This window comes from Acinetobacter sp. ANC 4636 (genome assembly GCF_054454555.1).
The window spans coordinates 1-20264 of sequence record NZ_JBTKVD010000011.1; the positions used below are offsets into that span (position 1 = coordinate 1).

22 protein-coding genes are annotated in these 20264 nt (G+C 42.8%); 8 read left to right on the forward strand and 14 right to left on the reverse strand.

The window, feature by feature from the left end; genetic code table 11:
• The coding region (locus tag ACX1N5_RS11835; RefSeq protein WP_458802857.1) for a 3-oxoacid CoA-transferase subunit A at positions 1–432 on the reverse strand (432 nt) is incomplete at its 3' end.
• 276 nt (positions 433–708) lie between these two features.
• Between ACX1N5_RS11835 and pcaU the strand changes: the two genes are divergently transcribed.
• Positions 709–1533, forward strand: a complete 825-nt coding sequence (gene pcaU / locus ACX1N5_RS11840; protein WP_116731547.1) for an IclR family transcriptional regulator PcaU — start codon at positions 709–711, stop codon at positions 1531–1533.
• 421 nt (positions 1534–1954) lie between these two features.
• Here the strand turns inward: pcaU and ACX1N5_RS11845 are convergent, their stop codons facing one another.
• Positions 1955–2314, reverse strand: a complete 360-nt coding sequence (locus ACX1N5_RS11845) for a COG3415 family protein (RefSeq protein ID WP_131314920.1) — start codon at positions 2312–2314, stop codon at positions 1955–1957.
• Between the two features lie 102 nt (positions 2315–2416).
• On the opposite strand from ACX1N5_RS11845, the gene ACX1N5_RS11850 reads away from it, so the two are divergent.
• Together ACX1N5_RS11850 and ACX1N5_RS11855 are read left to right on the forward strand one after the other, a co-directional pair.
• On the forward strand, positions 2417–3748 hold the full coding sequence (locus tag ACX1N5_RS11850; RefSeq protein WP_458802854.1) for an APC family permease: 1332 nt from the start codon (positions 2417–2419) through the stop codon (positions 3746–3748).
• A gap of 21 nt (positions 3749–3769) precedes the next feature.
• Positions 3770–5188 (forward strand): NAD(P)/FAD-dependent oxidoreductase, encoded by a 1419-nt coding sequence (locus ACX1N5_RS11855; protein WP_458802852.1) that lies wholly within the window; start codon positions 3770–3772, stop codon positions 5186–5188.
• A 70-nt stretch (positions 5189–5258) separates the two neighbouring features.
• Here ACX1N5_RS11855 and acpP read toward each other — a convergent pair whose 3' ends face one another.
• The 5 genes from acpP to ACX1N5_RS11880 all read right to left on the reverse strand — a co-directional run bounded on the left by acpP (position 5259) and on the right by ACX1N5_RS11880 (position 8272).
• On the reverse strand, positions 5259–5495 hold the full coding sequence (gene acpP / locus ACX1N5_RS11860) for an acyl carrier protein (RefSeq protein WP_004750816.1): 237 nt from the start codon (positions 5493–5495) through the stop codon (positions 5259–5261).
• Between the two features lie 86 nt (positions 5496–5581).
• Positions 5582–6316: a 3-oxoacyl-ACP reductase FabG gene (fabG, locus tag ACX1N5_RS11865; protein WP_004750814.1), complete on the reverse strand. Its 735-nt coding sequence runs from the start codon at positions 6314–6316 to the stop codon at positions 5582–5584.
• Positions 6313–7299, reverse strand: coding sequence for an ACP S-malonyltransferase (gene fabD, locus ACX1N5_RS11870; protein WP_004750813.1), 987 nt, complete (start codon positions 7297–7299; stop codon positions 6313–6315). Before fabD ends, fabG begins: the two co-directional genes overlap by 4 nt.
• A gap of 155 nt (positions 7300–7454) precedes the next feature.
• Positions 7455–7637 carry a 50S ribosomal protein L32 gene (rpmF, locus tag ACX1N5_RS11875; protein ID WP_004750811.1) on the reverse strand — a complete coding sequence of 61 codons (183 nt, stop codon included), beginning with the start codon at positions 7635–7637 and terminating at the stop codon, positions 7455–7457.
• Positions 7638–7714: 77 nt separating this feature from the next.
• Positions 7715–8272 (reverse strand): YceD family protein, encoded by a 558-nt coding sequence (locus tag ACX1N5_RS11880; RefSeq protein ID WP_004750808.1) that lies wholly within the window; start codon positions 8270–8272, stop codon positions 7715–7717.
• Between the two features lie 95 nt (positions 8273–8367).
• Here ACX1N5_RS11880 and ACX1N5_RS11885 point away from each other — a divergent pair, with 95 nt between their 5' ends.
• The 5 genes from ACX1N5_RS11885 (at position 8368) to rluB (ending at position 12272) form a co-directional block, all read left to right on the forward strand.
• On the forward strand, positions 8368–9030 hold the full coding sequence (locus ACX1N5_RS11885; RefSeq protein WP_458802849.1) for an elongation factor P hydroxylase: 663 nt from the start codon (positions 8368–8370) through the stop codon (positions 9028–9030).
• A gap of 84 nt (positions 9031–9114) precedes the next feature.
• Positions 9115–9732: an L-threonylcarbamoyladenylate synthase gene (locus ACX1N5_RS11890; protein ID WP_004750804.1), complete on the forward strand. Its 618-nt coding sequence runs from the start codon at positions 9115–9117 to the stop codon at positions 9730–9732.
• A gap of 180 nt (positions 9733–9912) precedes the next feature.
• On the forward strand, positions 9913–10704 hold the full coding sequence (locus ACX1N5_RS11895; protein WP_458802847.1) for a segregation and condensation protein A: 792 nt from the start codon (positions 9913–9915) through the stop codon (positions 10702–10704).
• Positions 10701–11288 carry an SMC-Scp complex subunit ScpB gene (gene scpB, locus ACX1N5_RS11900; protein ID WP_131382264.1) on the forward strand — a complete coding sequence of 196 codons (588 nt, stop codon included), beginning with the start codon at positions 10701–10703 and terminating at the stop codon, positions 11286–11288. The genes ACX1N5_RS11895 and scpB overlap by 4 nt, the downstream gene beginning before the upstream one ends.
• Before the next feature lie 42 nt (positions 11289–11330).
• Positions 11331–12272 (forward strand): 23S rRNA pseudouridine(2605) synthase RluB, encoded by a 942-nt coding sequence (rluB, locus tag ACX1N5_RS11905; protein ID WP_458802844.1) that lies wholly within the window; start codon positions 11331–11333, stop codon positions 12270–12272.
• 340 nt (positions 12273–12612) lie between these two features.
• On the opposite strand, the gene bioD is transcribed toward rluB, so the two are convergent.
• The 7 genes from bioD to nadA form a co-directional block, all read right to left on the reverse strand.
• A complete protein-coding gene (gene bioD / locus ACX1N5_RS11910; RefSeq protein WP_458802842.1) occupies positions 12613–13260 on the reverse strand; it encodes a dethiobiotin synthase in 648 nt (215 codons plus the stop codon).
• Positions 13257–14033 (reverse strand): malonyl-ACP O-methyltransferase BioC, encoded by a 777-nt coding sequence (bioC, locus tag ACX1N5_RS11915; protein ID WP_458802841.1) that lies wholly within the window; start codon positions 14031–14033, stop codon positions 13257–13259. The genes bioD and bioC overlap by 4 nt, the downstream gene beginning before the upstream one ends.
• Positions 14024–15181, reverse strand: a complete 1158-nt coding sequence (locus ACX1N5_RS11920) for an 8-amino-7-oxononanoate synthase (RefSeq protein ID WP_458802839.1) — start codon at positions 15179–15181, stop codon at positions 14024–14026. The genes bioC and ACX1N5_RS11920 overlap by 10 nt, the downstream gene beginning before the upstream one ends.
• Positions 15168–16463, reverse strand: a complete 1296-nt coding sequence (gene bioA, locus ACX1N5_RS11925) for an adenosylmethionine--8-amino-7-oxononanoate transaminase (protein ID WP_458802837.1) — start codon at positions 16461–16463, stop codon at positions 15168–15170. Before bioA ends, ACX1N5_RS11920 begins: the two co-directional genes overlap by 14 nt.
• 80 nt (positions 16464–16543) lie before the next feature.
• Positions 16544–17272 (reverse strand): alpha/beta fold hydrolase, encoded by a 729-nt coding sequence (locus ACX1N5_RS11930; RefSeq protein WP_458802835.1) that lies wholly within the window; start codon positions 17270–17272, stop codon positions 16544–16546.
• An 88-nt stretch (positions 17273–17360) separates the two neighbouring features.
• Positions 17361–18932 (reverse strand): L-aspartate oxidase, encoded by a 1572-nt coding sequence (nadB, locus tag ACX1N5_RS11935; RefSeq protein ID WP_458802833.1) that lies wholly within the window; start codon positions 18930–18932, stop codon positions 17361–17363.
• A complete protein-coding gene (nadA, locus tag ACX1N5_RS11940; protein ID WP_458802860.1) occupies positions 18907–20058 on the reverse strand; it encodes a quinolinate synthase NadA in 1152 nt (383 codons plus the stop codon). Before nadA ends, nadB begins: the two co-directional genes overlap by 26 nt.
• Positions 20059–20264 lie beyond the last annotated feature (206 nt).

Genomic DNA, 20264 nt, shown 5'->3' on the forward strand with positions numbered 1-20264 from the left:
GTAGTCTTTGCCATCGATATGACGGGTTTCTTTTCCTTCTGCCAACAATGTGCCATAACCTGTAGGCGTAAACACTGCACCCAAGCCCATACCCGCAGCCTGAATACGACAAGCGAGGTTGCCTTGAGGCACCAGTTCCAGCTCGATTTTGCCTGCACGGTACAGTTCGTCGAACACCCAAGAATCCGACTGACGTGGGAAAGAACAGATGACTTTTTTCACAGCGCCTGCTTTGAGCAACTTGGCCAGACCATAGTCGCCATTACCTGCATTGTTGCTGACAATGGTCAGGTCTTTGATGCCCAAATCCAGCAAGCCATCAATGAGTTCGGCAGGTTGTCCTGCGGTGCCAAAGCCACCAATCATGATGGTCGAACCATCTTTAATTTGCGACAAAACCTCGCGAAATGAGGTCGCACTTTTATCTATCATTGGATAACTCCACTGTGCATCATAAAATGATTAATTGATGGGAACTAAAAATTAGGCAGGATGAAGTGAATCGCTTTCGACGTTGTTACCCAATCCCGAGTAATTTAATTAGATTTCCTTTGTCTGCTCATTTTTTATAATTTTCGCCTAAACATCTAGCAGTAAAACGCGTAATTGTTCGATGATAATGCATATTGTTCGACTATCGAACAATAGTTATTATTTTGAACCTCCTAGAAAATAATGCTTGATCAAGCATTCTACATGGTAAATCAAATGGAAAAACTAGAGCAAAAATTAAACAAAACTCTACAAAACCCAGAAAATAAAAAAATAATTCGCCATGAAGATTTTATTGCAGGCATGGGGAAAGGACTGGCGATTTTGGAAAGTTTCGGAAATGATCGACATCGCTTAAATATCTCTATGGCAGCAGAACGTACAGGTTTGACTCGAGCTGCTGCGCGTCGGCATTTACTGACCTTGGAGTATTTGGGCTATTTAGAATACGATGGTCATTATTTTTATTTAGCTCCAAAAATTTTAAAATTTTCAGGTGCTTATTTAAGTGGTGCTCCATTACCTAAAATTTCACAGCCATTGCTTAATCTGCTGACCAACCAAACTTCTTTAATCTTTTCAGTCATGGTACTCGATGGTTATGAAGCGATTACGGTTGCCCGTAGTGCAGCACACCAGCAAACTGACCGAGTCAATCCGTATGGCTTGCATTTGGGAAATCGTTTGCCGGCCCATGCAACTTCTGCAGGAAAAATCTTACTGGCACATTTGGAACCAGAGCAACAACTCGAGTGGCTAAAGAAATACCCTCTGAAGCGTTTAACCAAATATACCTGTATCGATGATGCCGAATTTTTACAGTTACTGAGAGAATTAAAAGAACAGGACTGGTGCTACTCCTGTGAAGAACATGAGTTAGGCGTACATGCCTTGGCGGTTCCTATCTATAATGGCAACTCCAAAGTCGTTGCTGCACTCAATATTGTGTCACCGACCATGCGTACAACACGCGAGTATCTGATTCAGCATATTTTACCTTTGTTGCAAGAAACCGCACGGGAACTCCGCAATGTACTTTAAATGCATTTCGAACTGGCTATCCAACCTATCCCACACAATGTTGAATCCGTGGATCTAGAGATATAGCACTGACAAAATTTAGCTATATCTTCAAATATCAACTCCCCAAAAACAATCCTGTTGCACTCACAACAGGCATTTTTTGCTTACTTATAGACAAGTTTATTTTTATAAATTTACTTTTTTATAATTTAAAATTTACTTTTTAATAAAAATATATTTACATTTTTATAATTTAAAACTTACTTTTTTATATTAATAAATTTTCTTTTTAAATCATTAAAACTTACTTTTTTATATTAATAAATTTACTTTTTAAATCATTAAAACTTACTTTTTTATATTAATAAATCTACTTTTTTATTAAAAGTAATAAACGTTTTTAACTCTTTAAATAGCACTATTTTCTCACAATTTATATTCATGCATAAAACCGACCACGACGACGGCGCAGGCCTAAAACATGAATTGCCCGCACTAAAACAGCATACGAAACACTATAACCAAACTCTTTTTCAAACAATGGAATAAGATCACTAATATTTTGAAATTTATTATTTTTTATAAAGTTTTGAAAAGCTTCCCAGTCTTGAATATGCGCAGGTGCTCCGCGTTTTTTACTTGGTTTCGGTTGCAGGCTTCCTGTCTCTTCCTCAAGCTTGATCCAAGCATCCAGAGTGACTCTAGAGATATTAAACTGTTTACATACAGCCACTTTATAATCAGTTTTCTTATAAGCATCCAAGGCAGCTTTTCTGATTTCAATTGAATATTTCGGCATATTAACTCTCTCAAAAAAATATTAATGGCACACTTTATGCACAAATAAAAATATGTTTGAATATTTCCCTACAGGGATTATTATTGTTACAAGGATTAGATTATGCTGCAAGATGATATTCATTTAAAAAAGTTATCGCTATGGCAAGTGATTGTGGTCGGGGTTGCTTATATGACACCAATGACCGTGTTTGATACTTTCGGCATTGTTTCTGGAACAACCGAAGGGCACGTACCTCTAGCCTATTTGTTTGCATTGGTTGCCATGCTACTCACCGCTTTTAGCTACGCTCGCTTTAGCCGTGTATCTGAAAAGCCAGGTTCAGCTTATACCTACACAGCGGAAAGCTGTGGTTCATCTCTAGGTTTTTTTGTCGGGTGGTGTGCTCTTTTAGATTACATCCTGTTACCACTGATCAATGCTTTACTCTGTGGTATTTATCTGGAAGCAATTTTACCAGGTATCCCTTACTGGGCATGGGTGCTAATTGCCGCCAGTGTCGTTACTTTTATCAACCTTTTTAAAGTCAACTTGTTAGCTAACTTAAGCTTAATCTTTGTACTCGCACCTGTACTGTTAATGGTGTTCTTTGTTTACTTGGTCATTCATGGCGTGAGTAGCACTCAAGGCTCTGAACATGTTTTAACCCTTGCGCCACTGTTTCATGGAAATACTCATCTACTGCCTCTTGTTGCGGGAGCATCCATTTTGTGTTTTTCGTTCTTGGGGTTTGATGCCGTTACAACACTATCTCATGAAACCAAAGATCCTAAACGCAATATTCCACGTGCCGTAATGTTAACAACACTGATTGGTGGTGTGATTTTCTTTACCGCAGCGTGGTTTATCCAACTGTATTTCCCAACCAATGCACAATTTAAACACCCCGATGAAGCACTCCCTGAAATTGTACTGTATGTGGGCGGCGCGCTATTTCAATCGGTGTTCCTAACAGGGCAAATCATGAACACCGTTGCGTCTGGCTTAGCCAGTCATGCCAGTGCTTCACGCCTGATTTACATCATGGGGCGTGATGGTATTTTCCATAAAAAAACCTTGGGCAGTATTCACCCACGTTTTGGAACACCACTGTATGCAACCCTGTTCATTGGACTTGTCTCTTTAAGTGCAATTTTCCTTGATCTTGCTCAAGTGGTAAACCTGATTAGTTTTGGGGCTTTGGTTGCCTTTACTGCAGTTAATTTTTCAGTCTTTATGCAATTCTATGTGCGTAACAAGCAGCGCCAAGGACTAAAAAATAAATTTTTTAATGCCATACTCCCACTGATTTCTGTTGCCGCCATTGTGTGCTTATGGATGAATCTTGAAAAATCTGCACTGACTTTTGGTGGTATGTGGCTTGGGGTTGGCATTGTGTTCTTTATCTATAAAAAAGCAAAAAAACAATCAATTGCGATTAGCAATGCTTATTAATTCAATCAAGTGAGTATCAAAATGCAAAAACTGGTTAACAAACCTAACTTGCTGGAAGATGTTGAATTCAAAGTCAGTATCAACCAGTTGAATGGCAAAGACTGGAACTGGGTTAATCCCAACAAGGCACCAATCGAGAGTCCTGCCAACTACTACGAAAGTTCTTTGGCTGAATGGCAAACTTTCGATGCGCTCAATAGCAATACAGAATGTGATGTTGTCGTGATTGGTGCTGGGCTTTTGGGCTCATCAACTGCACTGCATCTGGCGGAACAAGGTGTTGAAACCATCCTGCTCGACAAAGACCGTATTGGCAGTGCCGCTTCTGGACGCAATGGCGGGCAGCTCACTCCTGGGCTTGCACGCTGGGAAGCTGAAGAAATGATTGAACACTTTAGCTATGAAGATGCAAAGCGTCTCTGGAAATTCACTTCTGTTGAAGCCATGCAATTAATTGACAATATTGCTGCCAAATACCAGCTCAATTTACAGCGCAAACGCGGCCATATTACCGCAGCTGTGCATGAAGGACATTTGGTTGCCTTAACTCAAGGCTCAGATGCACGCAAATATTTAGGTGAAAACCACACGCATGTTGTCGGAAAACACGAGCTGTTCGATCATGTCAAATCAGAAAGTTATTTTGGTGGGCTAATTGATCGTTTAGGTGGGCACATTCATCCGTTGGCACTCAATCGAGGCATTGCTTACGGCTTCTTGCAAAATGGTGGCGCCATCTACGAACGTACCGAAGTGACCGAAATTGAAGAACGTGATGACGGCATTTATGTACATACGGCTCATGGTACGATCAAGGCGCGTAAAAGTGTGGTGATTGGGGTACATCATGCATCTTTCAAATTATTACCACAGCATAATCAAACCACGATTCCATTTTATACGTATGTGAGTACCACAGCACCACTCGAAATTGATTTAAGTGAGCTATTACCCAGTGATCATCCTGTGTATGACACCCAGTTCCAGATTGACTACTATCGCGGAGTCAGCAAAAACCGCCTACTCTTTGGAGGACAAGGTACAGGAAGTTGCTGGAGTCCAGAAAAAACCTACCAATACCTGCTAGGGCGCATTAATAGCGTTTTCCCGCAACTTAAGCAGGTTGAACTCGATTTTGTTTGGAGTGGTACAACTGATTTAACTGTAAATGGTGCGACTGACAGTCGTAAATTTGGCAATAAATTCCCAATTTATGCAGTACATGGCTGGAGTGGTCATGGTGTCGCACAAACTGTTCGAATTGGCAAAGCCATTGCTGATGATTTTGTTGGACAAGCCAAAGATTTTGAAATGCTCACGAAAATTCAGCACAAAGATATCACCTTTGGCCGAGCATTAGCACCACTGGTAATTCCTGTAGCAAAAGGTGCTTATGGTTTAGGGGCAATGATGAACCCTGGCAAGATGGTTTCCTTTTAATTGTCAGTATCCTGTTTTACCCATAATAAAAAAGCCGCTATAAAAGCGGCCTTTTTATATCTACAACTTATTAACCAAGTTTTTTAGTAACGTAGTCAATTGCAGATTGAACAGTTGTGATTTCGTTTGAATCTTCATCAGGAATAGTGATGTCGAAGTCATTTTCGAAAGACATAACAAGTTCTACTAGATCTAAAGAGTCAGCACCCAAATCATCTGTGAAAGATGCTTCGTTTTTGATCTCTTCAGCGCGTAAACCTAATTGTTCAGCGACTGCTTGCTTTACACGTTGTTCGATATCGCTCACAGGAATTCTCCTCATTGCTTGCGGCGTTTTTTAATGCCGTTAGTTTAATTGAATATAAAAAATTTTAAAAGTTTAATAGCTTAGGATTAAGCCATGTATAACCCACCATTTACATGTAACACAGTACCTGTAATGTAACTGGATTTTTCACCCGCAAGGAAGCTGACCGCATTTGCGATGTCTTGAGGTTCGCCTAGACGACCAAGTGCAACTTGCTCACTCATTTTCTTACGAATTTCTTCGCTCAACTGGTCAGTCATTTCAGTTGCAATAAAACCTGGCGCAACACAGTTCACCGTAATTTGACGGCTACCCATTTCTTTAGCTAGGCTACGACTGAATGCCTCAATCCCTGCTTTAGCAGCAGAATAGTTGGCTTGACCAGGGTTCGCAAAATGCGCAACCACTGAACTAATATTAATAATACGACCGAAACGTGCGCGGGTCATTCCCTTCAATACACGTTTAGATAGACGATAAACCGCTTTTAAATGGATGTTTAAAATATCATCCCAGTCATCTTCTGACATACGCAATAATAAATTATCACGAGTAATACCAGCATTATTGACCAATACCAGCACTGAACCATATTTTTGTTCAATATCTGAAACCAATTGCTCAATTGCTTCGGCATTGCGCACATCAAGCACAGCACCTGCACCATTTTCAGCAAATTGCTGAGTTAATTTTTCTGCGCCAGCTTCAGAAGTCGCTGTACCTACCACAAAAAAACCATCTTGGATGAGTTGTTGAGCAATCGCAGCACCAATACCACGGCTTGCGCCTGTAACTAATGCAACTTTTCGTTCTTGTGTCATGCAATTTTTCCTTCAGCCACTAAAACAGCATTTAGGGCATCTTCAATGCGACTCTTACTATCAATCGCAAATGTTTTTTCAATGTTTGGTAAACGTTTTGCCAAATTGCTCAATACTGTACCTGGACCACATTCAACAATATAACTAATACCTTGATCTTGTAGATACTGCATGGTCTTCGTCCATTGTACAGATTGGTACAATTGTGCAGTCAAAGCTTGACGTAGCTGAGCAACATCGGTGGCTGCCTGAGCATTTACATTTTGTATTACAGGAATACGTGGTAGCTCAATGGCAGTTTGTTCCAAAGCCTCTGCAAATTGCTCAGCAGCAGGTTTCATCAATGAACAATGCGATGGCACAGACACAGGTAATGCAATTGCCTTGCCATTTTGAGCTTTCGCTTCAGCCATAACCGCTTGTACAAGCGCTGCCGTACCTGCAATCACGACCTGACCCTGTGAATTGTAGTTAGCCGCTTCAACTGAACCCTCAGCATTGGCACTTGCTTGTTGGCAAAGTGCAACGACCTGATCATCAGCCAGACCTAAAATAGCAGCCATCGCACCCTGACCTTGAGGTACTGCAGTTTGCATCAATTTACCGCGTAAATTAACCAATTTCACTGCATCTGCCAAGCTCATCGCTTCAGCAGCAACCAAGGCGCTATATTCGCCTAGCGAGTGGCCTGCCAAATATTTAGGTGCTACGCCCCCTAAATCCAACCAAGTACGCCACAACGCAACACTTGCGGTTAACAATACAGGCTGGGTATTTTCTGTTTGATCTAACCCTTCACCTGTTTGGGCAATCTGCCACAAATCAAAACCTAATGCTTCAGAAGCTTCTGCAAAAGTGTTCTGAACACCACTAAACTGCTCTGCAATTTCGGCGAGCATGCCGACTTTTTGTGAGCCTTGACCAGGAAACACAAATGCAGTTTTAGTTGCTTGAACTACTTGATCGAGTCGTTTAGCAGACATATAAGAATCCTTTTTTGTCTTCTCTTGAAGTTCGGTACAGCAATTTAACATTAAATTTCACGATTTTTAATTGCCAAATACAACATTTCATTCAATAAAAAAAGGGAGCTTGCGCTCCCCTTTTTGTCACTAAGCCAAGGCTTAATGCAAACCGATTATTCAGCAGATACTTTAGCGAATAATTGGCGACCACGGTATAAACCGTCTTTAGTTACGTGGTGACGACGATGAGTTTCACCAGTAGCTTGGTCTACAGTTAATGCATTCTCGGTTAAAGCGTCATGTGAACGGCGCATGTCACGGCGAGAGCGACTTTTACGGTTTTGCTGAACAGCCATGATGGCTCCTTACAGAAATCGAAAAAATGGATCAGAACAAATTCAGTTGCCTTGACTGGAAAGTATAACATACTTTATCAGTTAAGTTTACCCTTCAAACTTGCTAATACGTCAAACGGATTATCCCGTTTTTCTTCAACAACGTCCTGCACGGTCGGTCGGTGCTTATGCTCACAAACTGCATGTTTAGGAGACAATGGCACCAACAATAACAATTCATCTTCAAGTAAAGAAAGTAAATCAACAGTAGCAGGTTGATCAATCGACCCTTTTGTTGATGACTCGCTTTCACCTAAAACGATGAAATCAGCATCCTCATCCAAGCGCTCTATCAGTGACTCATCATCGATTAGTGCTAAATGAACGTCTAAAACTAAATCAACCCCAACAGTATCCAGACAACGCTGACATTCCATTGGAAGTTGGGTCTCAACGTGTGCACTCAACCAAACTATTCGGTTATATGCATCCATTGATAGTTTACAGTCTACTTGAACCCATTGATTTTCAATCGATCCAGTGGATTCACGAGCGATTCGAACAAAGCTTGACAGGGGCAGTTTTCCTGACCATGTATAGCCTTGTTCAGCCCATTTAAACGGCTCAATTTTTGCCGGAAAGGTATTTGCTGACATAATTAAGGCGACAATTCTACAAATTCATCTGAACTCTGTCAAAGTTTAAGATACAATTTTGCACTTTGAAACAGAACTATCGGGTAAATTAAGTTATGCATTTGTTGCAGCCGCAACCTAAAGTTAACACGTCATCACTTGTTCGCACCCTGCCTAACTTGGATTTCACTTTGTCTTTAGACCAAGTACAACGCTTGGCATGGTCAACATGTCAGAGTGAGGCATCGCAAGTAGATTGGCTTATATTACACTTTAATCAGTGGTTTTCCCATCACAATGTGATTTTATTCAAGGGTGAGAATGAACCCGAATATTTTCCTGCAACAGATCACGAACCTGCAAAAATCCAGTTTGCTCACGGTTTCTTTAATAGTGCATTACATGAAATCAGCCACTGGACCATTGCTGGGGCAAAGCGCCGTTTATTGCCTGACTTAGGCTACTGGTATGCACCCGATGGTCGCACTCAGGAACAGCAGAATCTATTTGAACAGGTTGAAATCATTCCTCAAGCCATCGAATGGTTGTTTGCGGTTGCCTTTGGTCGGAAATTTCGTGTGTCTTTAGATAATCTCACTGGCGACGGCGGAGATGGAACGCTGTTTAAAGACAATGTATATGCACAAGTTCAACATTACTTCTCTGGCGAAGCACGTCTTCCTCGTGATGCAGCACATTTTATTTCATGTATCTGTTTATGCACGCGCAATGGCAAAAGCTTACATGCAGATGAGTTTTGTCGTGAAATGTTAGATTAAAAATCGTTTAATAATAAACAACATTGCACACTTTTACCGAACCGTTTCATAATATAGTCATGCACAGCGCCTAGGAGAACAACAATGTTGCATTTACGAATCCACCCTGACAATCCACAACCCCGACTCATTCAACAGGCGGTTGAGCGTATTCGTGCGGGTGATGTTGTTGTGTATCCGACTGATGCTGCATATGCCATCGGTTGCCAAATTGGAAATAAAAGCGCGATGGAGCGTATTGCTCAAATTCGTAATTTGGGCGACAAACATCAATACGCCATTCTCTGTAGTGATTTATCTGACCTTGCGACCTTTGCTAAAGTCGATAATGCCACTTATCGTTTACTTAAAGCGAATACTCCAGCAGTAACCACCTATATTTTACAGGCAACTAGCGAAGTTCCACGCCGCCTGATGCACCCAAAGAAAAAAACCATTGGTTTACGTGTTCCAAGCAATCCGACCTGCCAAATGCTACTCAAAGAGCTTGGTGAACCATTATTGACCAGTACACTCATTCTTCCTGGTCAGAATGACCCGCTCGATGACCCATATGAAATCGAGATGCAGTTAGGTAAACGCATTGATGTGTTTATTGATGGTGGCTTTGGCACACTGACCACAACCAGCGTTGTCGATTTATCAGGTGATTCACCCGTTGTGATTCGTCGTGGTGTTGGTGATGTCAGCATGTTTGAATAGCGACAAATTTAACCTTTTATGATTTTTATCGGAAATATTGTGTATTTTCGTTTCATTCGAGGTGCGAATGTCATAAAATGGTAAACATTCGAGGTGTCGAAAATTATTTTATTTTCTTCCCCGTCATTTTACGCTGTAGACTCCTCATGCCTTTGAAAATTCGCGTGGCCTAATATTGCAATGAATCAAGTGCTTCACTCCACGATGGAATCTGTTCCACACATTCGTGTTCTGGATGAATGGCAAGAAACCATTCCTGAAGATTTATATATCCCTCCTGCCGCATTTGAAATTTTACTCGAGCACTTCGAGGGACCACTCGACTTTTTAATTTACCTGATTCAAAAAAATGGTTTCGACCTGCTTCAGCTCGATATTGCACCGATTGCGAGCCAGTATTTACAGTATATGGATGCCATGAAGTCGCTCAATATCGAGCTAACTGCAGACTATATGGTTATGGCAGCATTATTGGCAGATCTAAAATCACGTCTGTTATTGCCAAAACCCAAAAATATTGAATTAGAAAAAGATCCTAAACAACAACTGATTGACCGTCTAGAAACCTATTTACGTATTAAAAAGGCAGCTGAACGCCTTGGGCAATTTTCCATTCTTGAGCGTGATACCTTTAATATCAATGTCAATTTAGGGCAAAGTACCGCTGTTTACGAAGGTTATAGTGTCGATTTGCTCAAAGATGCACTGTTTTATGTCTTTAACCGCCCTGAACCTGTTGTTCATCAAGTGCAACAAGAGCCCGTTTTACTTGAAGAACGGATTGCTTATATTGAACACATGCTTGAATCAGGGAAAGTTTTAAACTTTTCTGCCCTACTCAAACCCAGTCAAGGTAAAATGGGTATGGTCGTTACCTTCATGGCAGTTTTAGAGCTCACTCGACAGCAAAAAGTTCAGATTGTTGCTACAGGGATTGAAGCGCCGCTTGCAATTCAGGGAGTGGCTGCATGAGTGTGAATAACATGACCATGTCGATTGATGAGTTGCATCATGAAGTTTTAATGCAATTAGAAGCCATTATTTTTGCCAGCGATGCGCCTGTGTCGATTGCTCGTTTAAAAGAAGCTTTTCAGAATCAATATAGCAAACAACAATTACATCAATATTTGCAGCAACTGGCTGTGTTACAGCATGGTCGCTCTATTGAGCTGATTGAAACCGCACAGGGCTTCCGTTTCCAAGTCCGCGCAAAATATCGACAGGTGATTACCCAGACTTGGCCAGAACGACCAACACGGTTATCACCTTCTCTACTCGAAACACTGGCTGTGGTGGCTTACCACCAGCCAGTAACCCGTGCAGATATTGAACAAATTCGTGGAGTGAGCAACAACAGTCAAATTTTGCGCACATTATTTGACTTTAACTGGATTAAAGAATCTGGTTTTCGTGAACTCCCTGGACGACCGGCGCTGTTGATTACAACGCCCCAATTTTTGAATGCTTTTGGTTTAGCTTCGCTAAGCCAGTTGCCTCCCCTGCAGGATGCCAAGGAAGCTTTCATGACACTTGATGCCCAAGCAGCAAAGTCGTGAATAGGTGGACTGTTGATTGATTAATTCTAAGGTTATGCTGTCATGAGTGAAAAACTACAGAAGGTTTTAGCGCGTATTGGTTTGGGTTCTCGCCGTTATATGGAAGAAGTCATTGCCGCTGGTCGTGTAAGCGTGAATGGTAAAATTGCCCAAGTGGGCGAACGCATCGAACCAACCGATGAGCTACGTATTGATGGTCGTAAAGTTCAATTCCAAATTGAAGATGAAATTCGCCGCCGCGTGTTGATTTATTACAAACCAGAAGGTGAAATCTGCTCACGTAATGATCCAGAAAAGCGCCCGACCGTGTTTGATAATTTGCCACAAATTAGCAATGATCGTTGGGTTATGGTTGGCCGTCTCGACATCAACAGTACAGGTTTATTGTTGTTTACAAACGATGGTGAACTGGCAAACCGTTTAATGCACCCTTCAAATGAAATTGAACGTGAATATGCCGTGCGTGTTATGGGTGAAGTCACCAAAGAAATGCGCAACAATTTACTCAAAGGTGTCACCCTTGACGATGGTCCAGCAAAATTTGAATCATTTTCTGACCTAGGTGGTGAAGGAATTAACCGCTGGTATCAAGTCGTAGTGAAAGAAGGACGTAACCGTGAAGTACGTCGTCTATTTGAATCTCAAGGCTTAAAAGTCAGCCGTTTGTTGCGTACCCGCTATGGCTCAGTCATGCTACCGCGTGAATTACGTACAGGACGTTGGATGGAACTGGATAAGCAAGATATTGACAATTTGGTCAAACAGGTTGAATTGAAACCACGTCAAGGTACTGGTTTATATGGTATGGCAAAACGTCGTGCCGAGCGTATGACTGAAAAACCAATGGCAGCGCGTCGTGGTGGTTTCCTCCGTCAACAGCGTCGTGACAACGAGGCTCCACAACCACCACAGCAGGCGAACCCTTCTAGCAGAAATGATGGACAACGTAAGCCTGCAGGTCAAGGTAAGAGCTTCAAAAAATAATATGTTGACTCACCTTTATGCCTTGATTTGAGGCATAAAGGTTCTCCCCGCATCAAATATTTTTAGAATAATATTTAAAATCTCATCACTTATTTATGGCTTCTCTTTCACGAGAGTTAAATTCTCCAAACTCTAGTTTGGTTATATTCTAGTACCCTATCCAATATCCTAATATCGATATAATCTTAAGCAAGTAGACTTACAGCAAAATTTGACTGAAGTGCAGCATGTTTTAAAAATGATGCAACAATAGATCGAAACCTTCAAACAAACGAACCACTAAAATTCAAAACAGCCACAAAAAAAGATGAGCCATATGACTCACCTTTTTGACTTGCAATCAAACTACAAGAACAGGGACATCAATCCACAAGGTATCAGGGAAATGTTCCGACAAATAAGCTTTAAGCAACTGCCGTGTATCTTTAGCAATGATCTCATCTTGTGAGTCATCATTGAGATTATAGGCCAGTGCATACAATGGAATCTGACGTACTTTTAAGGCTTCAAGACTCAGTAAGGTATGGTTAATACTGCCCAAACGTCCTGAAGACACTAAGACCACAGGATAACCCTGTTGTTTAACAAAATCGATGGTCAACAAACGGCGAGTTAAAGGCACCATCAAACCACCTGCACCTTCCAATAACACGACGTCATAGCGCTGTGCCAAAGTTTCAGTTGCTGCATTGATTTTGACAAAATCAATCTCACGTCCATCCAGTTCACTAGCCAAATGCGGCGATGCCGGATAAGTAAAAATTTCTGGCATGGTCAGCTTTTCATGATCTTCTGGCAACCAGCCTGTCGCCATGATTTCACGGTGCTTTTCCAGATCTTCAGACACATCAACATTGCCCGTCTGGATCAGTTTCTGAGTAATGACTTTTTGCTGTTGCTCTGCCAAGGTTTTCGCCAAAAATCCCGTGGCGAAGGTCTTCCCAATTCCTGTATCAATACCACTGATAAAATAAATTTGGGCGCTCATGTCAACCTCCGAGCAATGATATAAATAGGATGATAAGTCAGTGGATACTGCTGTTGTGACTGTGCTGATTTGAGCTGTGCATAATCTGCATAGAACTGCTGCAAACGCTGCTTTGTCCATGCAAAGTCACGGTTGGTTGCGGTGACACCTGTCGCTTTTAGATGTTTCAGTACATCACGCGGCTGGGCAAACTCAAGCTCTATCAGTTCCTGTTCAGCATGCACTACTTCAAAACCTTGCTGTTGCAGCAAATCTTGTAACTGCTCAAGCGAATAGTAATCCAAGCCCTGACCAATCAATTGTTTGATTTGCCATAGATTCTTTGAACCAAAGGTTGAAAAACACAACCAGCCCTGCAAGTTTAAAGCGGCATGAATTTTGGCAAAAACTGCCGATAAATCCTGCATCCATTGCAATGCCGAGCTCGACACCACCGCCGCAAGTGCATTTGGAAAAGCAATTTTTTCAGCATCACCAATACAGAACTCAACCTGCTGTTCAGGGAAAAATTCCATCACCTCAGCATACAAGTCATTGACGACATAATGCTGCACAGCAAACTGTTGCTGCAACAAGCGAGTCAGCGTACCTGAGCCACAACCGATTTCAAAAATTCGTGGCAACTGCTCAGGGCAAAACTGTTGCATCAACTGCGCCAGATGTTCACAGATCTGCTGCTGTGCCACAGCTTGTACCGTATAAGTTTCACGAGCTTTGGCAAAACGCTGTTGGATCACACTTTTATCGAGCGAAGTCATCTGATTCACAACCATTGTACCAAGGCTTCAAGCGCGTCCTGCTGGGTTTGTGCCGTCAGCGACACTCTTAACCGCGCAGCATTTTTCGGAACTGTTGGTGGGCGTACAGGCATGACATAAAAACCATGCTGCTGTAACTCTTTTGCTTTCGCAACGGCTTGATCACTCGCACCAATCACAATCGGCACAATATGCGTGGTCGATGGACTATCGTAACCACATGCCAAGACTTGCTGCTGTAAATAGTGACTGGTCTGTGCCAAATGTTGGCGCTCAGCAGTTAAACCTTGCATATGTTCAAAAATAAATTTCGTCCATGCAATATTCACAGGTGGCAAAGCAGTACTAAAAATCAGCGGGCGCATGCTATTGATCAAATAGGCTTTAATGATTGGATCACACAGCAAATAGCCGCCAACTGAAGCCATGGCTTTACCAAATGTACCGACCAAGAAATCAATCTCTTCAATACATTGATGCTGCTCTGCACAGCCCAAACCACGTTCGCCGCGCACCCCAATCGAATGTGCTTCATCGACATACAGCATGACTTTGGCAAACTGGCGTTTAATCGCTACCAATGCGGTCAGATCAGTTTCATCGCCATCCATACTGAAAATACTTTCAGTCACCACGATAATCCGCTCAATCTCGGCATCATCATGATATTTTTCAAGCAGGCTTTGTAAATGTTGCAAATCATTGTGGCGATAACGCACATATTTGGCAGCACTCAGACGAATCCCGTCAATCATACTGGCATGCACCAGTTTATCTGCCAAAATCAGGGTTTTACTGTCTGCCACCGCAGGTAAAATCCCGACATTCATGTGGTAGCCACTATTGAACAATAACGCCGCTCGCCCAGAAAATGCTTGCGACAGGCTTTGCTCCAAGTCGGCATATTCAGGGAAATTCCCTGTTAACAAACGCGATGACGAGCTGCTCAAATAGCACTCTGCCACTGGGTACTGGGCAAAAAACTGCTCGCGTAAACTTACCTCGGCAGCAAGCCCAAGATAATCATTCGATGACAGGTTCAGCATCTGCTGCCCTGCAATTTCAATGTACTGCCCATGTTGGCGGTTTTCAGTAAATTGGCGATAGTTGCCTTGTTGTTTTAACTGGTCAAGCTGTACTGCATAGTGTTCAAGCAGGGACATTCGCTTCTCCTGAGGTTATTGCTGCGACCACCGCTTTGAGTTCACGTAATAAAACTTCTAATTCTTCGGGGCAAATTACATAAGGTGGCATGACATACACCAGTTTGCCAAATGGGCGTACCCATATGCCACGCGCTACAAATTGTTGCTGCAAGCTCACCATATTGACGACTTCGGTCAGTTCCACTACACCAATTGCACCGAGTACACGGACATCGGCCACATGTTCCAAGTCTGCAAGCGATGCCAAACCTTGTTTTAAATGTTGTTCAATACGCTGAATATTAGCTTGCCAGTCTTGGGAAAGCAGCAACTTGGTGCTTGCCACTGCCACCGCGCATGCCAATGGGTTTGCCATAAAGGTGGGGCCATGCATAAACACACCTGCTTCACCTTTAGAAATGGTTTCTGCCACATGTCGCGTGGTCAAGGTTGCAGCCAGTGTCATATAGCCACCCGTTAGCCCTTTACCAATACACATAATGTCAGGCTCAACACCCGCATGTTCCCATGCAAAGAGTTTACCTGTACGTCCAAAACCTGTGGCGATTTCATCAAAAATCAGCAAAATATTATATTTCAGGCAAAGCAGTTTGGCTTGGCGCAAATATTCGGGATGATAAAAACGCATCCCGCCCGCACCTTGTACAATTGGTTCAATAATCAGTGCCGCAATATTTTGGTGCTGTTGCTCCAAGGTTTGCGCCAGTTCAGCAATATCCTGAGCATCCCATTCCCCATCAAAACGGCTTTGTGGCGCTGGAACAAAATAACGAATCGGCAAAGATGAACCGAAAATCTGATGCATACCCGTAACAGGGTCACAGACCGACATGGCATTCCATGTATCGCCGTGATAGCCCGAACGCGTGGTAATAAAATTGGTTTTTTGTGGCTTGCCTTGCGCTGTCCAGTACTGCACTGCCATTTTCAGTGCAACTTCAACCGATACTGAACCCGAGTCTGCATAGAAGATTTTATCTAGTGATGGCGGCACAATTTCGAGCAGTGCCTTACCCAGCTCAATCGCTGGGTCGTGGGTAAATCCCCCGAACATGATATGTGACATACATTGTAACTGATCAGTGACTGCCTGATTCAGCACGGGATGATTGTAACCATGAATCGCACACCACCAAGAGGACATACCATCGATGAGTTGACGACCATCATCCAGTTCAATGGTCGATGCAAAAGCTTGCTTAACCTTAAATGTGGGTAATGGATTAATCATTGATGTATATGGATGCCATAAGTGTTGTGCATCAAATAAATCTGTCATCCAAAACCACCTTTTTTAACCTCAATGGCATTGATGTTAATCCGTTTCTAGCATGGATGCCATTGCCAGATCAGTCAAATTCAGGCAAACGACGCTTCAGTCAGAAATTGACAAATTTGTTCAGCAGCAAGCACTGGATGGGTCACAGGAAAGGCATGGCTCAGTTCTGGTAACATCGTGATATGTGGTGCTTTAACAACAAAATCAGGGGCTTTTTGTGCAATCTGGCAAGGAACGACTGCATCCTGTTGCGTAAAGACAAAATAAGCCGAATTGGCATATTGCAACCATTTATCGACCAAGTTTAGATCCCGTAACAGAATCAAGCCTTGCAATAACAACTCATTTTCTGGGGGATTGGCAGTATTTTGCAAACTCAGCCAGTGCTGTTTTGCTTGAGCATCACCGCGGCAAATGTTCAGATAAAAACGCTTGAGAGTCGCTTGAGGATTTTGCTGAAAGGCTTGGAAAAACTGAGTAAATTCAGTTTCAGGCATGGCACAAGACCAGTTTTCCTGTGCCACAAAACACGGATTACTCGCCAAGTTAATCAGTGTTTTTTGCTGTCCTGTGAGTTGTTGATAGGCATCGACCAGTAACAGTGCCAATTGTCCGCCCAGTGACCAGCCGATGATTACATCCACCTCAGTAACACGGGCAAGCATCTGCTGTTTTTGAGTAAGATCAAACCAGTCAAAAATATCCGCTAGTTCCACCCGATGCCCAACTTGCTGTAATGCCTGTTGCAATGGCATGAGGGGTGCAGTTCCTACACCCCAACCTGTAATCAGCAAGATTTTCTTTAGCATCGATCTGTTCTCATCTACAACGATATGCGTAGCAGTATAAGACAAAGCCTTTATGATCGATGTGCAAGATCTACCATTTTTACCCTAACTAGCACAGTGCAGAGCTTACTTCTGGTTGCTGCACTGCTTGCTGTGCAGGCGCTGCGATCACACTCATTTTTGCCTCAGCTAAGGTCTGTGGACAGTCGCGATTGAAATGTGTTCCACGACTTTCCTGACGTTGTAAGGCACTATGCACCATCAACATTGCAGTCAAAAGCATTGGATATTGCTGCTCGGTCATTAGCCACCAGTGATTAAGCTGTGCATACAAATATTGCATGCCTGTAAAGTCACGCTGAATACCAAAATACTGGGTCATTTTTTGCTGCAATGTTGCAACATCAAAATCATCTTCCAGTTCAAACTGTGTAGAAACAGCAGTGAAATTTGGTTGTACCAGTTCTGCTTCGGCTTTCGGGACTTGCCACTCATCTTGCTGAACAATCGCGTGTGCAACATCACGTCCCATCACCATACATTCAAGCAATGAGTTACTGGCTAAACGGTTCGCACCATGTAAACCTGTACATGCCACTTCCCCGATCGCAAACAGGTTTTCAATATCAGTATGCCCAATCGCATCAGTGAGCACACCACCACAGGCATAATGCGCTGCAGGTGCAACAGGAATTGGTTGCTGACTAATATCTAAACCTTGCTCAAGACAATGCTGATAAATCGATGGAAAATGCTCGGTAATAAAAGCTTTTTCCAAATGGGTCATATCCAGTAAAACTGGCTGTTGCTGCTGTTTCTGGATTTGATCGGCAATGGCGCGCGCCACGATATCACGAGGAGCAAGTTCCAGACGCTCATCATAGGCAGGCATAAAACGCTCACCTTGCTGATTACGCAAGATACCGCCTTCACCACGCAACGCTTCAGAAATCAGGAAAGTTTTACTACCTTTAAGCGCCAATGCCGTTGGGTGGAATTGGATAAATTCCAGATTTGCCACACGACAGCCTGCTTGCCATGCCAATGCCACGCCATCGCCTGTTGAAGTCTCAGGATTGGTGGTGAGTTCAAACAGCTGACCTGTGCCACCTGTCGCTAAAATCACATATTTGGCAAATACTTGTACTGATTGTTGTGCTGAATCTTTTAACTCAGCTCCATAACAACGCTGATCTTCAACATACAACTGCTGTAAGCGGTGTTCAGTCAAACAGGTCACATTGTTTTTTTGCGCCAATTGCTGTTGCAAAGTCTGCGTGACTGACCAGCCTGTATGATCGGCAGCATGCACGATACGGCGATGCCCATGCCCACCTTCACGAGTCAAATGTAAATTTTTCTCATGGTAGGTAAATGGCACACCAGACTGACACAACCAGTCAATCGCCTCAGCCGCATGCGCTAAAATATGTGTAGTATTCTCTATATGACAGAGTCCCGCACCTGCGACTAATGTATCTTGAACATGTTCAGCCACAGTATCTTGCGGATCAAGTACTGCTGCGATACCACCTTGAGCCATATTGCTGGAACAGGTGTTTAAATCCTGTTTTGCGAGTAAGGCAATTTTGAACTGTTCAGGCAAGGACAGGGCAACGGTCAAACCCGCTAAACCTGCCCCAACAATTAAAACATCATAATGCTGAATATTTTGCTTCATATTGCGTTGCCAGCCATTGTTGAAATTGGGCTAAACCCGCACCCAATTGTTGCTGTTGATGGTAGTTTTTGTAGGCTTCAGAGAAATCTAGCATCCGTTGGATTGGTGCACGTGCTTCTTCGATGAGCGCGGCATCAAGCTGGACTTGCTGACTTTGATTACGTAAAACTTCTGCACAAGCCGCCAAGCCATTCATTGCCATCCACGGGCAAAATGCACAAGATTTACAGGTTGCACCATTGCCTGCTGTGGGTGCAGCAATAAAGGTTTTATGTGGAGCTTGTTTTTGCATTTCGTGCAAAATGCCCTGATCAGTTGCCACAATAAACTCATGTTCGGGACGCTGTACTGCAGCATTGAGTAATTTACTGGTTGAGCCCACCACATCGGCTTGTGCTACAACTTCAGCAGGTGATTCTGGATGCACCAACACAATCGCTTCAGGATGCTGCTGTTTCAAATGAGTCAGCTCAATACCCTTAAACTCGTTATGAACGATACATGAACCTTGCCAGAGCAGCATGTCTGCGCCTGTTTTATTTTGGATATATTGCCCAAGGTGACGGTCAGGTCCCCAAATAATTTTTTTGCCCTGACTGTGCAAATACTCAACAATTTCAATCGCAATAGATGACGTGACCACCCAATCTGCATGCGCTTTGACTTCCGCACTGGTGTTAGCATAAACCACGACTGTACGGTCAGGGTGCGCATCACAAAATTGTTTAAATTCATCCGCTGGGCAGCCCAAATCTAGCGAACAGGTCGCTTCCAGATCTGGCATGAGTACCGTTTTTTGCGGGCTGAGAATTTTGGCAGTTTCACCCATAAAACGCACACCCACGACCAACAAGGTATCGGCAGGGTGATTTTTACAGAATTTTGCCATTTCCAGTGAGTCACCCACCATGCCACCTGTTGCCAAGGCTAAATCTTGCAACTCAGGTTCCACATAGTAATGTGCCACCATCACGGCATTGTGCTGTTTTAAAAGTTCACGAATTTGTTCTTGGTATTGTTGGATTTCTGTTGCATTTAATGCTGCAGGCACCTTTGCCCACGCTTCATGCAAGGTACAGGCATTGCTTTGCTGCGCCTCAGCGGCAAACTCAATATGCGTTTGCATATAATCCAAGCTTGGCTTTTCATAAGGATAGCTAGCCAAATGTTCCTTCATAACGGCATTCCAACAATGAATATGCGCACAATTATGCTCACAATGAGTATATAAATTCAAACCCTTTTTGCTCAAAAAGAGTATAATTATGCGTAAATGACTGTTGTTTATGTATTTATTTTTTATATAAGAAAACTGCTTAGAGAATATGCATA

Excerpts from the sequence above, each read along its gene's own strand:
- pcaU (WP_116731547.1), top strand. The coding sequence starts at position 709 with ATGGAAAAACTAGAGCAAAAATTAAACAAAACTCTACAAAACCCAGAA.
- ACX1N5_RS11845 (WP_131314920.1), bottom strand. The coding sequence starts at position 2,314 with ATGCCGAAATATTCAATTGAAATCAGAAAAGCTGCCTTGGATGCTTAT.
- ACX1N5_RS11850 (WP_458802854.1), top strand. The coding sequence starts at position 2,417 with ATGCTGCAAGATGATATTCATTTAAAAAAGTTATCGCTATGGCAAGTG.
- ACX1N5_RS11855 (WP_458802852.1), top strand. The coding sequence starts at position 3,770 with ATGCAAAAACTGGTTAACAAACCTAACTTGCTGGAAGATGTTGAATTC.
- fabG (WP_004750814.1), bottom strand. The coding sequence starts at position 6,316 with ATGACACAAGAACGAAAAGTTGCATTAGTTACAGGCGCAAGCCGTGGT.
- fabD (WP_004750813.1), bottom strand. The coding sequence starts at position 7,299 with ATGTCTGCTAAACGACTCGATCAAGTAGTTCAAGCAACTAAAACTGCA.
- rpmF (WP_004750811.1), bottom strand. The coding sequence starts at position 7,637 with ATGGCTGTTCAGCAAAACCGTAAAAGTCGCTCTCGCCGTGACATGCGC.
- ACX1N5_RS11880 (WP_004750808.1), bottom strand. The coding sequence starts at position 8,272 with ATGTCAGCAAATACCTTTCCGGCAAAAATTGAGCCGTTTAAATGGGCT.
- ACX1N5_RS11885 (WP_458802849.1), top strand. The coding sequence starts at position 8,368 with ATGCATTTGTTGCAGCCGCAACCTAAAGTTAACACGTCATCACTTGTT.
- ACX1N5_RS11890 (WP_004750804.1), top strand. The coding sequence starts at position 9,115 with ATGTTGCATTTACGAATCCACCCTGACAATCCACAACCCCGACTCATT.
- ACX1N5_RS11895 (WP_458802847.1), top strand. The coding sequence starts at position 9,913 with ATGAATCAAGTGCTTCACTCCACGATGGAATCTGTTCCACACATTCGT.
- scpB (WP_131382264.1), top strand. The coding sequence starts at position 10,701 with ATGAGTGTGAATAACATGACCATGTCGATTGATGAGTTGCATCATGAA.
- rluB (WP_458802844.1), top strand. The coding sequence starts at position 11,331 with ATGAGTGAAAAACTACAGAAGGTTTTAGCGCGTATTGGTTTGGGTTCT.
- bioD (WP_458802842.1), bottom strand. The coding sequence starts at position 13,260 with ATGAGCGCCCAAATTTATTTTATCAGTGGTATTGATACAGGAATTGGG.
- bioC (WP_458802841.1), bottom strand. The coding sequence starts at position 14,033 with ATGGTTGTGAATCAGATGACTTCGCTCGATAAAAGTGTGATCCAACAG.
- ACX1N5_RS11920 (WP_458802839.1), bottom strand. The coding sequence starts at position 15,181 with ATGTCCCTGCTTGAACACTATGCAGTACAGCTTGACCAGTTAAAACAA.
- bioA (WP_458802837.1), bottom strand. The coding sequence starts at position 16,463 with ATGACAGATTTATTTGATGCACAACACTTATGGCATCCATATACATCA.
- ACX1N5_RS11930 (WP_458802835.1), bottom strand. The coding sequence starts at position 17,272 with ATGCTAAAGAAAATCTTGCTGATTACAGGTTGGGGTGTAGGAACTGCA.
- nadB (WP_458802833.1), bottom strand. The coding sequence starts at position 18,932 with ATGAAGCAAAATATTCAGCATTATGATGTTTTAATTGTTGGGGCAGGT.
- nadA (WP_458802860.1), bottom strand. The coding sequence starts at position 20,058 with ATGCAAACGCATATTGAGTTTGCCGCTGAGGCGCAGCAAAGCAATGCC.